This is a genomic window from Oceanobacillus neutriphilus, from assembly GCF_014645515.1.
Taxonomy (GTDB): Bacteria; Bacillota; Bacilli; order Bacillales; family Amphibacillaceae; genus Oceanobacillus; species Oceanobacillus neutriphilus.
The window spans coordinates 168939-183697 of record NZ_BMLW01000012.1 but is presented as its reverse complement, the minus strand read 5'-3'; the positions used below and the strand labels follow the sequence as shown (position 1 = coordinate 183697).

The following is a 14759-nucleotide window of genomic DNA, read 5'->3' as shown; positions in this document are numbered from 1 at the left end:
TTTTGTAATAAATCTTCTCCAGTAAAAAATTAATCAAATGATCGGATAAATGTTTCTACTGCTTCCGCCCCAACTGAAAGAGCTGCTTCATCCGGAGCCAGCTTTGCGTGATGAAGTCCGTATGGTGAATCCACCCCAAGCCAGAACATAAATCCAGGAATTACTTTTAACATATCTCCAAAGTCTTCTCCAGTCATTGCTGCAGAGGCCTGGACATATTCAATGTCTGTACCTGCTAAGGATTCGTGAAACAGCTCGACATATTTGCCATCATTCACCACTTGATAATAATTAGATCCATAATCTACATCTATCTCACAATCATACGCTATTTCGAAGCCTTTGATCAGTTTCTCAAGCTTTTCTTTCACCAATAGAATCGAAGAAGCCTCTGTTGTCCGAATAGTCCCTTCCAATCGGGCAGTTTCTGCGATTGCATTTTGTACAAATCCGCTTTCCATTTTTCCAATCGTAATAACAGAGCCGTCTAAAGGATTCAGCCCTCTGGAAACAATTTGCTGCAGCTGAACAACAAAGTTGCTCGCTGCCACAGTCATATCCCTTGTTAAATGCGGATATGCGGCATGTCCGCCAAGACCTTTAAAATCAATAAACAGCTCACTTGTATTAGCGAATAAAAGTCCCGGCTTTGATGATACTTGACCAACTGGTAATTCCGGAGCAATATGCAATGCAAAAATAGTATCCGGTTTCCAATCCAGAAATTCCTTTGATTCAATCATTGGTTTCGCACCGCCCGGGCCTTCTTCTGCCGGCTGAAAAATAAATAGAACATTATCTTTTACAGGCTGTGCAATCAGTCTGCTAAGAGCTGCCAAAGCAATAGTCATATGGAAGTCATGTCCACAGGCATGCATTTTTCCCGGGTTTGTAGAAGAGAAGTCAAAGCCTGTGTCTTCTAAAATCGGAAGTCCGTCTATATCTGTCCGGAAACCAATCCGCTTCTCCGGATTGATTCCAGATACATGTACCAAAATACCAGTCCGCCAGGTTTTAATGTCAACACGATCTGTCGCCATTTCCTGAATCTTCCCAAGCAGATACTTTTGCGTTTTCTCCTCTTTGAAGCCTAATTCAGGAATTTGATGCAGTTCCCTGCGGACAGTTTGCAAATCAAATGCTGTCATATACTATTCATCTGCCTTAATTATCTAATTTACGAAGCTCTTGTTTAATTTCCGTTTTAGATTTAGTCTGCTCGTCAATTTCTTTTAAAACACGTGCCGGCGTTCCACCTACTAATGTGTTCGGTTCTACATCCTTAGTAACAATAGATCCTGCTGCCACAATAGAACCTTTTCCGATAGTAATTCCTTCAAGAACAACAACATTCGCTCCAATGACCACATCATCTTCTACAATAACCGGTTTTGCGGAAGGCGGCTCAATAACACCAGCTAATACAGTACCGGCGCCAATATGGCAGTTCTTTCCAACTGTAGCTCTTCCACCAAGAACAGCATTCATATCAATCATTGTTCCTTCACCGATAACAGAGCCAATATTAATCGATGCGCCCATCATAATGACAACGCCATCGCCGATCTCTACCTGGTCACGAATAATAGCGCCCGGCTCGATACGTGCATTGATATTTTTTAAATCCAGCATTGGAATCGCTGAATTACGGCGATCATTTTCTATAACATAGTCTTCAATAATAGATTCATTTTCTTTTAGGAATGTTTCTATTACTTTCCACTCGCCAAACAATGTACCGCTTTTGGTGTCAACAAATGCTTTAATCCCCTCTTGCTCAGGAAGCTTGTCTAAATTTCCTTTCACATACACTTTTACCGGGGTACTTTTCTTGCTATTAGAAATAAATTGTATAATTTCATTTGCATCCATAGTAAACTATTCCTCCATTTTTATAATCTCTTTATTACTTTAGCAGACGCTACCTTCATCGGCAACTAATATAATGTACTTATGATTATTTAAAAGCTTTCTAACTTTTAAATAATCTTTATCCTGCTGAACGGGATAGTTACTGCTTAAAATCAGGCATATAAAAAACCTCCATAATGCAGAACAAAATGGATTGCTCCTCCACATCACAGAAGTTTTATAATTATTTTTTATATACATTCATATAAATATCTTTCTTCATTTGCTTTAATATGGCTCTTCTTGTCAGGATACCATCAAAATAACCGTCTGCATCTACTAAACAGACAAATGGATGATCAATCGAAGCATTAAGACCGTCTAATAAATTATTTTCCCTTGTTAAGGTCGGCACGTCACTTGCCATTGCATCCATTACCCTTATTTCCGATAAGCGGTCCATTTCAAAGCTTTCTATCCCCAGCACTTCATTAAGGATAGCTGTTTTACCAATAATTCCCGCAAACTTGTAAGCTGAATCAAGTACCGGGACTGCTGTGTATCCGGATTTCATTAATACCAGTAATGCGTGTTCTAAAGGATTATTGAGCTGGACATGTGCCACCTTCTCAGCAGGTATAAGTACTTCACTTAACTTAATATCTGCTAACTGTTTATCTTGCGTTGCACTCACCTTATTTGCCCCCTTTTTTATATAAACATTCGTATTTGTAAATTGATTATTCTTTTTAACACTTTTCTTGTATATCTAATTCATCGCAGCAAAGCCCTTGTGCCTTATACCCCGAAACAATTATACATAAACTTCCATTCTGAATTTTATTTAATTCATACACATATCACCAGTTTAACATACTTCTGCTATTCTCTCACGGTTATTGCATCAGCAAGTTCCCAAAGTAGCAGGCTGCAGTTTCTTATCATGTTCTTGCATCAGCTTATGTAAATTAATGATTTTCCAAATGAAAAAAGCTCTCTATCCGTGCTATAATTTTCATAACAGGTTATCAGAAAGGAAATTATACAATGAATCGCAGAACATTTTTAAAAAGGTCTCTAGGAAGCTTGTTAACATTAGTGGGTTTAAGTGGCGGTACTTATTTTTATGCTCGTGAGATTGAACCTTCTTTACTTACAATCACGGAAGAATCTATTACTTCTCCGCAAATCCCCGCAGCTTTTAATCAATTTAAAATTGTCCAATTTTCCGATACACATTTAGGTTTTCATTATGAAATAGAACAATTGGAATCACTTGTTTCAAAAATTAATAATCTGAAGCCTGATATAATTCTGTTTACGGGAGACCTGGTTGATGACCCTAATAATTATCATTGGAATGATAAGCTCATCCAGTTATTACAGCAGTTAGATGCACCAGAGGGGAAATTTTGGATTTATGGAAATCATGATCATGGAGGCTATGGAACGGATATTTTACATGAGACATTTGAAGCGGCTGATTTTAAATTGCTGCAAAACAGTTCATCCCGTATCCAGCGGAAAGACGCATCCTTTATATTAGCAGGGCTCGATGATGCTATGCTTGGAAATCCAGATATTAGCCGGGCTTTGGAGGAACGTACAGATTCTGACTTCACCATTTTGCTTGCACATGAGCCAGATCTTGCAGATACAGTAAAAAATTATCCAGTGGATATTCAATTATCGGGACACAGTCATGGAGGACAGGTTCGTCTGCCTTTTATAGGTGATTTATATACCCCTGCGTATGCAGAAAAATATGTACAGGGGAAATATACTATTTCAGATAAATTGACACTTTACGTGAACAGCGGCATTGGAACAACCCGTTTACCGTATCGATTTTTATGCCGCCCCGAGCTGCATGTATTTACGCTTCACTCATCTTAAAATTCTTAAAGTGTGCGTTCAAAAAGTCCAATTAAAATAACATGATGGCTCTCCATATTCTTTTACAAAACTTTTTGAACGCGCATTTAAATGTCATAATTCCTTCATAAGGGATGCTTTCTCTACATTTTATCCAATGCTATAATGAGGATAAGTATAGTTGGGAAAGGATTTAATGATATGAGACGCTATTTAGTACTTATTGGTTTATTTTTTCTATTGGCAGGATGTGGGAAAGGTTATGCTATTGAAACAACCATGTCAGAACAGGTTCCCGATTTTGAATACACCACTCAGGATGAAGAACAGCTTTCTCTGGAGGATTTAAAGGGGGATTGGTGGATTGCTGACTTCGTTTTCACCAATTGCCGAACAGTATGTATGCCGATGACTCAGAATATGGCTCACTTGCAGTCCATGATGGAGGAAGAGGGTATTGATGCAAAGATTGTTTCCTTTAGCGTAGATCCGGATTATGATACACCAGAAATATTAAAGGAATATGCTTCCCATTATGGTGCAAACTTTGATAACTGGTCCTTCGTAACCGGCTACGACTTTGAAACTATCCGTGAATTTTCCATTAAGCATTTTAAAAATTTAGTTCAAGCTCCAGGTGAAGGAGATGATCAGGTTATTCACGGAACTTCCTTTTTCTTAGTCAGCCCTGAAGGAGAGGTTGTTAAAAAATATGATGGTGTAGAAATGAAAAATATGGATACCATCCTTGCTGATTTAAAAAAAGTAAATTAAGCAATCCTGCTATTTAAAATGAAAGCAGCTCTTTTTAGGATTCGGAAAGGTTATATTTCGTTTTATAATGCTATAAGACCGCATTTATGGAAATGCGGTCTTTTGCTTTTCTACTCAAACTTTATTATCCACAAACAAAATAAGTGCATTTGTTCGTATTTATTTTGATATAGTATTGAAATTGTATAAAGTTTAAGGTAGAGTAATAATTGAAATAAATTGATTTAAATCCTTTTTTAAAAGGGAGAGAGTTGAAAATGAAACATGACGTTGAGGTTCAAAAGATAGCACAAGCCTTATTTGTAATCAATAAGCATGCTAAAACAGCTCCTGAACCGAAGCAATTATATCAATTAAAAAAACAGGCTATTGAACAATTATTAAAAGAGAAGAAAGCTTTTAAAAAAGGGCTGCATTTTTCTAATCATCCAAAGCTTAGTAATCAACATTCTACTGTACTTATTAAAGTTGGAGACTATTGTTTCCATATTCCTCCTGCAAAAGAGGATTTAAAACAGCTCGAGCATTTAGGTTCATTAGATCAAACCTACCGAAATCCCCCGGTAAAAATGTCTTTATCTCAGGCAAAGCGGCTTGTCTGCCAATATATTAATTGGAAACAGGAAAAACCAAAGTCTGCTGCCACCAAGAAGCAGCGTTCCAGCTATTACGTCCCTTCCTCACTGGGTAAAATGGATTGGCCGCCTGTACGTTCTAAAAAGAAATAAGGAAATATCAGCCTCAGACGATTATCACAAAAGCAATATAATCAGTAATGAGTGCTGTTTTCCTTATGTACAGGCTTGGTATCCAGTTTAAACAGGCGTCATATGTCTGCCGTATATATTTATTTTCTTTTTAATAAAAATTGATGCAGCAATGGAAAAATAGCCAGGCTGATCCCTAAAAAAGCCAGACTTTGTATACCTGCCTTTAAAAATTGCCACGCATCTCTCTCCTGAAGAACAGCTAAAATAATAGTTAAACTTATTATAACGGTGCTTGCACCAATGTAAGACAGGAATCGCAGCATTTGTTTTTTGATTGCCCATTTATATAATTTTTTCACCATATAGTAAACTGCTGCACTGCATAGAAGCATTATACCGAGATAAACATATACAGAATTAATTCCAATATTTCCTATAGTTATAATACCTGATAGCAACATATTCTCCATTCTCACCTTTCTTCCCGTTTTTGCTTCTATCTAGTTTAGTCACTGCTGATTTATTTTATACCAGTGTGGTCAAAGATTGTGCCGGCTAAGAAAGCAGCACCCTCAACTGAATTTATGCTTTTGCATACTCAGGTGACATTTTTATCAGGAGAAGAAATGCAAAATGTTTTCGGTGAGACGAGTAATCGTAGCCCCAGGCCCGGTTTCAGGACAAAGACGTACTCCGTAAAAGTACTCTTTTCCGTCGTATTCATTCTATCTAAGTAAAAAACCGCTTTAGCAAGGAATACCTTACTCAGCGGTTAGTTCATCTTTATTCTTTTTATGAGCCATAAAAAAAGCTTCTTGTTTCTTTTCTAATTTCTCTTCAATTTGTGATATACTTTTTTCATCGTTTAATAATTCTTGTCTATTCATATCAACCAGTTGTTCAAAATTAAGTGATCTTGGACGCATGCTGCATTCTCCTTTCTATACTTTTCATTATACCCGTATTCGTTCATATTAATCCAAATTATTTGAACATTTATTGAAATTTTTATATTTTTCTAAGTGAAGGTGATTTTGTTGAAAAATTTAATAAACAGCAATGTACAAAATATTGAAATATCAGGAATTCGTAAATTTTTTAATCTCGTATCCGGTGAAAAGGATGTCGTTTCTTTAACTATCGGACAGCCGGACTTCCATACCCCTGATAATGTTAAAAAAGCAGGAATACAAGCTATTGAAAATAACTTTACAACGTATACACCAAATCAGGGGATTCCTGAGCTGCGAAAAGCAATAAAAACCTATTATCAGACAAACTATGACCTGACTTATCAGCCGGAAACAGAAATTATTGTTACCTCTGGTGCATCTGAAGCAATTGATATTACTTTTCGAACCATTCTCACTCCAGGTGATGAGGTAATTTTACCAAGTCCGATCTATCCTGGTTATGAACCGCTCATCACATTGGCTAATGCTAAACCGGTTCATGTTAATACAGCAAATACAGGGTTTAAATTTACTCCCGAAATTTTGGCGAATGCCATAACAGAAAAAACGAAATGTGTTGTGCTTCCTTCTCCGTCTAACCCGACAGGTGCGGCATATTCAAAAGTAGAATTACAGGCTCTTGCCGAAGTACTTAAAGGAAAAGAAATATTTATTTTATCTGATGAAATTTACAGTGAAATTGTATTCGATTATGATCACACTTCGATTGCTTCAATTTCCGATTTAAAAAACCAGACAATCGTTATCAACGGAGTATCTAAATCACATTCAATGACAGGCTTTCGTATAGGATATACGCTTGCTCCAGAATGGTTATCCGGGCAAATGCTAAAGGTGCATCAATATAATGTATCGTGCGCTGCTTCCATCAGTCAATACGCTGCATTAGAAGCTCTGACAACTTATCAGCAGCATACGGCGCATATTAAACAGGTTTATAAAGAGCGCAGAGATTATGTCTATGAACGCCTAATAAATATGGGATTAGATGTTGAGAAGCCACAGGGAGCCTTTTATATCTTCCCCAGGCTGCAGTTAAACAACATGAATTCATTTGATCTTGGCCTCTCTCTCGTTCGTGAAGCCAAACTTGCCCTTGTTCCCGGCAGCAGCTTCTCAAGTTATGGAGAAGGCTATATGCGTTTAAGCTACGCGTATCATGAAAATATTTTAAAAGAAGGATTAGACCGGTTAGAAGCGTACTTATCAACAACAAAAAGGTAAAACAGCTGCCTGATATGGGAGAGCCCTCCTCCGTTCTTTGAGGACTCTCCAACTGGCATGTTTGCGTCAGATTGCTTAAACATGCTACGATAAGGGAAGATTATGGACTTTTTGGAGATGAACATGTGGAAAATATCAATCAAAAAAAAGAATGGATAGGCTGGTTCAAGGCAATTGTTATTACGATCATGCTTGCCCTTTTTCTCAGGACTTTTATTTTTGCCACTTCTATTGTAGAAGGAGAAAGCATGTATCCTACCCTTCAGGATGGGGAACGTGTGATTTTTAATAAGGTTGTTTATTCTATCCATGAACCCGATCGTGGCGATATTGTAATTATTCATCAGCCTCCTAAAAACTACGTAAAACGTGTGATTGGAATGCCCGGCGAAACGATAGAAATTAAAAATAGCCAGTTGTATATTGATGATGAAGCTTATCAGCAGCATTTTCTAAGTGATGAGGTAATTGCACAAACCAATAATTTTGGTCCTATTGAAATTCCTGAAGACAATTATTTTGTGATGGGGGATAACCGGTTAATCAGTAAAGACAGCCGAAATGGACTCGGATTTATCCCGCGGGATGATATTATCGGCAAATCCGAATTAATTATCTACCCTTTCAGCGAATTTGGCCGGGTAGAATAAAAGCAGAAAACTGACCTCCCCTTTTCTTCAAGTAAAAGGAAGCAGTTTTCTGCTTTTCTTATTGCACGGGATTTTATAAAATTATTCCCTCAAGGATAACTATTCTTTATCCATAACACAAAAACCAACATTTAATACCAGAATCCCAAAACATACCACACCGAAAAGCATTTCCATCCTAAAAGCACTCCCTTCACTTATGTACATACCATTATTTAATATACCTATTCTAATACCATCTTATCAATATCGTCACATAAAATAAAGAAAAAAATGTGATTGTATATTTTTTATCCCTCAAAAGCATATTTTCTGCATAAATACTTTCCCGGGGCAAAAAAACAAAATTATATTTCCACTGACTTAAATGGGTCCTGCTCATGCTTTTCTACACTGCAATTACCTGAACGATAGCACGTGAGTTCCGAGAAAAACCAGGGCAAACGTCTATACACATTTTATCTATCTGCATACAGTAATACTGTAAGTTCAGGAGGTGAAAAGCATGGGCTATGGATATGGTGGTGGCTACGGTTACGGTGGCGGCTATGGCGGCGGCTACGCTGGCGGCTTTGCGTTGATTGTTGTTCTTTTCATTTTACTAATCATCGTAGGAGCTGCATTTTACTGCTAATCAAAAAATGGCTTGTGCTGAAGGCACAGGCCATTTTATTTTACATGGTCAACATTTTCCCCTTTTTTAAAAGTTTCTTTAACCAATAATAATTCTTTCTTTTGGATAATTAAATTTTGCAGGATCCTTTTTACGTTTAAATATCATTAGAAAGGTAAGTATACCAACCCGGCCAATAAACATTAATATCATCAATATAATTTTACTGACTGCGGATAATTCATCTGTAATTCCCAGGGAAAGACCAACTGTTCCAAAAGCAGAGGTCACTTCAAAAATAACCGCATCCAGAGAAACCGGTTCTAACAGGGTAAGTATAATAATAGATGAAAACACAACAATAATTGCAAAAAAAGTTACGGTAACAGCTTTATTTAAATCGACTTCATAAATCTCTCTATGAAATATTTTAACGCTTCTTCCGCCCCGAATAAATGTAAATAGAAAAATAAGAACCAAGGCAAAGGTTGTGGTCCGGATTCCTCCCCCGGCACTGCTTGGTGATGCTCCAATAAACATTAATGCTGACATAAATAAATGATTTGTATCCGATAATAAATTCAAATCCATTGTTGCCAGTCCACCGCTTCTTGTTGTAACAGATTGAAACAAAGCATAAAAGAATGACTCATGCCAGCTGACATCTTTAAAAAATCCATGAATATCAAATAAGAAAATCCCGACTGCTCCAACCAGTATCAGACAAAAAAAGGTTGTAGTTGTCAGCTTTGTAAATAAACTAAAATGAAATTGATTTTTTATTTTTCTTTTATGAAATAAATATTCCTTCACTTCAATAATTACCGGATAGCCAATGGCTCCAATGATAATTAACACCATACACATAAATTGGACAAAATAATCAGATTGAAAAGGAATTAAGGACTGCCCCGTAATGTCAAAACCTCCGTTAGAAATCGAGCTGATTACAAAGAAAAATCCATGTAATAATGCTTCCCCAGCCGAAGAATAATACTTCATAAAATAAAGCCCGATGATAATGAAAAAAACAGCTTCAATCACCAGCAATACATAAACAATATTTTTAATTAATCTTACCATACCGTCAAAATGGGTTTGATTCTGGTCCGTCATAATCATATTTCTTTCTCTAAAACCAATCCGCTTCCCTAACATAATCCAGAGCATTGTACCGGTAGCCATAATCCCGACTGCTCCGAGCTGCATGATCAGAGCTAAAATAATTATCCCGGTTGTACTTAATGAATCAGCAATAGAAATTGTACTTAATCCTGTTACACTAATGGCACTGACCGCTATAAACAAGATATCAATAAACGGAATATCGATGCCTGGTTTATGAGCAACAGGTAAAGATAACAATATAGTCGATAATGCTATCGCAGCAATATAATAAAACAGCAGCAGCTGAAAAGGTGTCCATTGGTGTATATTTTTATATTTATTACGTGTTTTTTGCATTGTTTTCCCTTCTTCTTATCAAATAAAAACTAATAAATTTCTTTAAATTTCTGGATTAAATTATCTCCCTCATATCCCTCCTCAACAAGTGTTGTTAAAAGCTGTTCCACATCTTTCTTTTGCTTATCTATTATTTTCCCCATCAGCATTACATTCATTTGGTCACCGATTTCGTGCAGCTCCGTCAATTTTGTTATAAATGACGCGGGTTCATTCGTATCTTTTGTAATCGTCGCCTGAACCATCAGCTCTTCATTCTGTTTAGCTTTAAAATACTCCCAATAGGAATGATCGATAAACCCTTCGATTAACCAGGTGTCATGGTCATCTTCACGATTAATAATCAGTCCGTCAATCAGTTTTACTTCCGTTCCTTCTAATCCTTTATCATAATCCAAAATCACTAATTTACGCAGTTTAAATGTTTTCATACACTTCACTCCTCCGTATGAATCCTAATAATTTTACAATACTTATCATTGAAAATCCATTCCATTTTAATATGAAGGCTTATGTTGTCCTTATAATAACATAGTTTTTAGATTTCTTTCATTGAGCAGAAGCATTATTATTTTCTCTAATAGACGTAAGAGCAAGATTATTGGAATCGGGAAGAATCCCATGATACACTTACTAGCGAATATTGTTTTTACAGTATATATCATTTAAACATTCATTTTTACAATATAGAAAAAGGAGAGTAGCAACATGAATCAAATCATTGAAACAATAATGAACCACCGCTCTATTCGAAAATTTGCAGATAAACCTTTAAGTAATGTCCAAATAAAAACAATTGTAGAATCTGCACAACGCGCATCATCCTCCAGTAATGTAATGGCGTATAGTATTATCGGCGTGTCAGATTCAGCAATCAAGGAACAGCTCTATGCCGTTTCCGGCCATGCTCATGTGAAGAATAATGGTCATTTGCTGATCTTTTGTGCAGATTTGCACCGGATTGAGCAATTAGATGGAATTGAACATACAGAGACTTTCCAAACAAATATTGAAAGCACAGAGCAATTTATAGTCGGCACAATTGACGCCGCTTTAGCTGCCCAAACTGCTGCCATTGCGGCAGAATCTTTGGGTTTGGGGATTTGTTACCTGGGAAGTCTGCGTAATGATATTCAAGCTTTTAATGATATTCTGAAACTGCCAGATCATGTTGTTCCATTGTTTGGTATGGCTATCGGCTACCCAAAAGAAATACCTGATATCAAACCACGTCTGCCGCTTGCAGCTATATATCATGAAAACCAATATATCCCATTTGAAAAACAAAAGCATTTTATTCAGGAATATGATTTAACGATGAAAGACTATTATGAAACACGGAATTCCAATAACAAACAAGAAACATGGACAGAACAAATTGGCCAAAAATATGAAAAACCAACCCGGATGGATGTAGGTCCATTTGTAAAAGCAAAAAATTTAAACAAGCATTAAAAATTTAATTATCCATGGAGAAAAAATTATAAATTACACCATTCTTTAAAAACGACAGAGAGCTGAACTGTGTCTTCGATTGTTAACCCATCTAACTTTCGGGGCGCAGTTCAATAATCTGTCGTTTTTTTATACCTCAAAATTCCGTTTTTCTTCAAACGTAAAAACGTTATCTTTTCCTCATGTCTTTACAACTTCAGACCTCTTTACTGCAGATAAGGATTTTGGAAATTGTTTACAAGCATAAAAAATGACTTTTTTATCAAAATAATAAGTGCAAGATATGAAAAGGAGTGAAGATAATGACAGTAGGTACGCAGGTTCAACAAACTATTTCAGGTTTAAAAAGTGCACAGGCGAGCCTTGAGCAGTTTGCACTTCAAACAGATAATAAACAGGCACAGCAGCTGTATAAAAATGCAGCACAACAAACACAAGGTATTTTAGATCAATTAGAGCCAAGAGTACAGCAGGTTATGCAGGAAGAGCCTCAATACAAACAGTAACAAGGTATGTTAGAAAGCACAATAAATCCGGGGGCTATCCATACAGTCCCCTCTACATATCAGAATGAAGAACAGGATGTGAATGTATGAATTCCAGGAAAATTACACTGTTGGTACTCTTTATTATTTTTTTAACCGGTTGTAATCATAACGAATCTTCTTATTCCGATGACCCCAATATAACGCATTTATCCACTAGTTCAAATCAAGAAGCTGCTGTCCAGGCAAAAGAATTACTTACGGATAGAGATGATATTGAAGCAGTCCATGCAGTGAATACAAAAGATACGCTGCTGGTTACTATTGAAATTCCGCATCATGAGCGATTTTCACTAAAAGAAAAAACTAAAACTTATCAAAAAGAACTGAAACAGACTTTTCCCAATTTCACCATAGAATTGTCAACCGATAAAAAGATAATTATTGAAATAACAGAACTCGAGGAAAAAATAACAAAAAATGCTTTAACAGAAGATGAAATAAAGAAACAGATGGAGAAAATAATACATTTATCTAAGGAACAGACTTGATAAGAGAAAATGTTTCAGCAAAATCCTCCGTTTGTTTCATATAAATCCGAAAAGGAGTGTCTTATATGGGAGATAAAAAGAAACAAAAATTACAGCCAAATCAACAGCGATATCAAGCTTTCCAACAAAAGCGTGAAATAAAACGGCCCATCTTTAAAAATTGTATCAAGGCTTTCCTTATTGGCGGTTTAATCTGTCTTATCGGCCAGCTTATTTCTACCTTTTATATTTATCAATTTAATTTCACAGAAAAAACAGCCGGGAACCCGACTGTTGCCACATTAATTTTTATTACGATGCTGTTAACCGGTTTCGGTATCTATGATCGCATTGCACAATTTGCAGGAGCAGGTTCTGCAGTTCCTGTAACAGGATTTGGAAATGCCGTTATCTCGTCAGCAATTGAGTACCGATCAGAAGGATTTATTCTCGGTGTCGGCAGCAACATGCTCAAACTGGCCGGGCCTGTAATTGTTTACGGTGTATTTTCTGCATTTATCGTAGCCATCATTAAAACGATTCTCACGCAATGGGGGGGATTCTAATGCTAAAAGGACATCAATCCTGGATTTTCGAAAATCGTCCATCTATTCTATCTACAGGAACTGTCGGCGGACCTTTTGAAGCAAAAGGAAAAATTCCTGAAGCATTTGATATTCTTCATGAGGATATGTGGATTAATCAGGATTCCTGGGAGAAAGCTCAGCAAAAAATGCTGGAAGAGGCGATACAGACTACTTTAAAAAAAGGCCGTATCGAAAAAGAAAACGTGGAATTTTTAATTGCCGGTGATTTAATTAACCAAATGACACCGACCAGCTTTGCGGCAAGTACAAGCAGCATCCCATTTTTAGGAACCTTCAGCGCATGTGCCACCTCGATGGAAAGCCTGGCACTCGCTGCTTCTATTATTAATGCTAAAGGAGCCAATTATATTCTTTGTGCAGCTTCCAGCCATAACGCAGCGACAGAAAAGCAATTTCGTTACCCGACAGAATATGGTGGACAGAAGCCCCCTACCTCCCAATGGACGGTTACCGGAGCAGGATGTGCGCTTGTCGCTCAAAATGGGAACGGACCATCTATAACATCAGCCACGATTGGAAAGGTAACTGATATGGGAATGACTGATCCATTTAATATGGGCGGGGCTATGGCTATCGCTGCCGCTGATACGATTGAAGCTCACTTTCGGGATATGCAAATTGATCCATCTTATTACGATTTGATAATAACTGGTGACCTTGGACACGTTGGAAGAGAGGTTTCTCTGGATTTATTACATGACCGGAATATCCCGATTGATGCAGATAAATATGTTGATTGCGGGATTGCTATATATCGTGAGGATCAGCCCGTACTTGCCGGAGGAAGCGGGGCTGCTTGTTCAGCTATCGTAACCTATGGGCACTTTCTCCAAGAAGTAATGAAAGGGAATTTAAAAAGAATTCTTGTCGCAGCAACAGGATCTCTTCACTCTACACTTAGTATTCAGCAAAAAGATCCCATCCCATGTATTGCACACGCTGTGTCAATCGAGGCAAGAGGTGAACACATATGATTTTTTTCTGGGCATTTGTTGTAGGAGGTCTTATCTGTGTTATCGGGCAAATTATGTTTGATGTATTTAAATTATCTCCTGCACATACATTATCGATTTTAGTTATTGCCGGAGCTGTTCTGGATGGAGTCGGCTTGTATGAACCGCTTATTGATTTCGCAGGAGCAGGAGCAACAGTGCCAATCACAAGCTTCGGGAACTCTTTAGTCCATGGAGCAATGCAGGAAGCGGAAAAGCACGGATTAATCGGTGTGGTAACAGGAATGTTCGAAGTAACAAGTGCAGGTATTTCTGCTGCGATTATATTTGGTGTTATCGGTGCTATTATCTTTAGACCAAAAGGATAGGAAGGTGCTTTATGACAGTAGGATCACAGGTAAAAACATGCTATGCTACTTTAAAATCCATTGAAGCGGGGTTAGACCTGTTACACGCTTCAACAACAGAACAAGATTTAAAAACAACTATAGACGAGACTTCTCAATTAATTAAGATTGCACGTCAGGATTTACATCAGCAAATCATTCATATTGACAAGCAAGAACCGCAATATAAATCCTAAAGGGAGGGAA

At 37.1% G+C, this 14759-nt stretch carries 19 protein-coding genes and 1 pseudogene; 13 read left to right on the top strand and 7 right to left on the bottom strand.

What is annotated here, in order from left to right:
* Positions 1–29: 29 nt before the first annotated feature.
* From IEX29_RS19390 to cbpB, 3 genes are all read right to left on the bottom strand, one after another.
* Positions 30–1148 (bottom strand): N-acetyldiaminopimelate deacetylase, encoded by a 1119-nt coding sequence (locus IEX29_RS19390; protein WP_188736355.1) that lies wholly within the window; start codon positions 1146–1148, stop codon positions 30–32.
* A 16-nt stretch (positions 1149–1164) separates the two neighbouring features.
* Positions 1165–1872, bottom strand: a complete 708-nt coding sequence (gene dapD / locus IEX29_RS19385) for a 2,3,4,5-tetrahydropyridine-2,6-dicarboxylate N-acetyltransferase (RefSeq protein WP_188736353.1) — start codon at positions 1870–1872, stop codon at positions 1165–1167.
* A gap of 223 nt (positions 1873–2095) precedes the next feature.
* On the bottom strand, positions 2096–2545 hold the full coding sequence (cbpB, locus tag IEX29_RS19380; RefSeq protein ID WP_188736351.1) for a cyclic-di-AMP-binding protein CbpB: 450 nt from the start codon (positions 2543–2545) through the stop codon (positions 2096–2098).
* Positions 2546–2898: 353 nt separating this feature from the next.
* Between cbpB and IEX29_RS19375 the strand changes: the two genes are divergently transcribed.
* The 3 genes from IEX29_RS19375 to IEX29_RS19365 all read left to right on the top strand — a co-directional run bounded on the left by IEX29_RS19375 (position 2899) and on the right by IEX29_RS19365 (position 5228).
* Entirely contained in the window at positions 2899–3747 is an 849-nt protein-coding gene (locus tag IEX29_RS19375) for a metallophosphoesterase (protein ID WP_188736349.1), read from the top strand.
* A 180-nt stretch (positions 3748–3927) separates the two neighbouring features.
* The gene (locus IEX29_RS19370) at positions 3928–4500 is read left to right on the top strand and encodes an SCO family protein (RefSeq protein ID WP_188736347.1); all 573 of its coding nucleotides are present in this window, start codon (positions 3928–3930) and stop codon (positions 4498–4500) included.
* Between the two features lie 257 nt (positions 4501–4757).
* Positions 4758–5228 carry a YkyB family protein gene (locus IEX29_RS19365; protein WP_188736345.1) on the top strand — a complete coding sequence of 157 codons (471 nt, stop codon included), beginning with the start codon at positions 4758–4760 and terminating at the stop codon, positions 5226–5228.
* Between the two features lie 119 nt (positions 5229–5347).
* Here the strand turns inward: IEX29_RS19365 and IEX29_RS19360 are convergent, their stop codons facing one another.
* Positions 5348–5680, bottom strand: coding sequence for a hypothetical protein (locus tag IEX29_RS19360; RefSeq protein WP_188736343.1), 333 nt, complete (start codon positions 5678–5680; stop codon positions 5348–5350).
* A gap of 291 nt (positions 5681–5971) precedes the next feature.
* A complete protein-coding gene (locus IEX29_RS19355; RefSeq protein ID WP_188736341.1) occupies positions 5972–6136 on the bottom strand; it encodes an FbpB family small basic protein in 165 nt (54 codons plus the stop codon).
* Between the two features lie 111 nt (positions 6137–6247).
* Here IEX29_RS19355 and IEX29_RS19350 point away from each other — a divergent pair, with 111 nt between their 5' ends.
* The 3 genes and pseudogenes from IEX29_RS19350 to IEX29_RS26835 form a co-directional block, all read left to right on the top strand.
* A complete protein-coding gene (locus IEX29_RS19350) occupies positions 6248–7408 on the top strand; it encodes an aminotransferase A (RefSeq protein WP_188736339.1) in 1161 nt (386 codons plus the stop codon).
* Between the two features lie 125 nt (positions 7409–7533).
* Positions 7534–8058 carry a signal peptidase I gene (gene lepB / locus IEX29_RS19345; RefSeq protein WP_268239100.1) on the top strand — a complete coding sequence of 175 codons (525 nt, stop codon included), beginning with the start codon at positions 7534–7536 and terminating at the stop codon, positions 8056–8058.
* Between the two features lie 553 nt (positions 8059–8611).
* A pseudogene (locus IEX29_RS26835) lies at positions 8612–8692 on the top strand (YjcZ family sporulation protein); the annotation flags it as partial.
* Between the two features lie 78 nt (positions 8693–8770).
* Here IEX29_RS26835 and IEX29_RS19335 read toward each other — a convergent pair.
* Both IEX29_RS19335 and IEX29_RS19330 read right to left on the bottom strand, forming a co-directional pair.
* Positions 8771–10135, bottom strand: coding sequence for a TrkH family potassium uptake protein (locus IEX29_RS19335; protein ID WP_188736337.1), 1365 nt, complete (start codon positions 10133–10135; stop codon positions 8771–8773).
* Positions 10136–10164: 29 nt separating this feature from the next.
* Entirely contained in the window at positions 10165–10566 is a 402-nt protein-coding gene (locus IEX29_RS19330) for a YwpF family protein (RefSeq protein WP_188736335.1), read from the bottom strand.
* 277 nt (positions 10567–10843) lie between these two features.
* Here IEX29_RS19330 and nfsA point away from each other — a divergent pair, with 277 nt between their 5' ends.
* The 7 genes from nfsA (at position 10844) to IEX29_RS19295 (ending at position 14749) form a co-directional block, all read left to right on the top strand.
* The gene (gene nfsA, locus IEX29_RS19325) at positions 10844–11590 is read left to right on the top strand and encodes an oxygen-insensitive NADPH nitroreductase (RefSeq protein ID WP_188736332.1); all 747 of its coding nucleotides are present in this window, start codon (positions 10844–10846) and stop codon (positions 11588–11590) included.
* 302 nt (positions 11591–11892) lie between these two features.
* On the top strand, positions 11893–12096 hold the full coding sequence (locus IEX29_RS19320; RefSeq protein ID WP_077601008.1) for a DUF1657 domain-containing protein: 204 nt from the start codon (positions 11893–11895) through the stop codon (positions 12094–12096).
* An 86-nt stretch (positions 12097–12182) separates the two neighbouring features.
* Complete coding sequence (locus tag IEX29_RS19315; protein ID WP_188736331.1) at positions 12183–12626, top strand: hypothetical protein; 444 nt, start codon at positions 12183–12185, stop codon at positions 12624–12626.
* A gap of 65 nt (positions 12627–12691) precedes the next feature.
* Positions 12692–13171, top strand: coding sequence for a stage V sporulation protein AC (gene spoVAC / locus IEX29_RS19310; RefSeq protein ID WP_188736329.1), 480 nt, complete (start codon positions 12692–12694; stop codon positions 13169–13171).
* The gene (spoVAD, locus tag IEX29_RS19305; protein WP_188736327.1) at positions 13171–14187 is read left to right on the top strand and encodes a stage V sporulation protein AD; all 1017 of its coding nucleotides are present in this window, start codon (positions 13171–13173) and stop codon (positions 14185–14187) included. Before spoVAC ends, spoVAD begins: the two co-directional genes overlap by 1 nt.
* Positions 14184–14534 (top strand): stage V sporulation protein AE, encoded by a 351-nt coding sequence (gene spoVAE / locus IEX29_RS19300; protein ID WP_188736325.1) that lies wholly within the window; start codon positions 14184–14186, stop codon positions 14532–14534. Before spoVAD ends, spoVAE begins: the two co-directional genes overlap by 4 nt.
* 11 nt (positions 14535–14545) lie before the next feature.
* The gene (locus IEX29_RS19295; protein ID WP_188736323.1) at positions 14546–14749 is read left to right on the top strand and encodes a DUF1657 domain-containing protein; all 204 of its coding nucleotides are present in this window, start codon (positions 14546–14548) and stop codon (positions 14747–14749) included.
* Positions 14750–14759 lie beyond the last annotated feature (10 nt).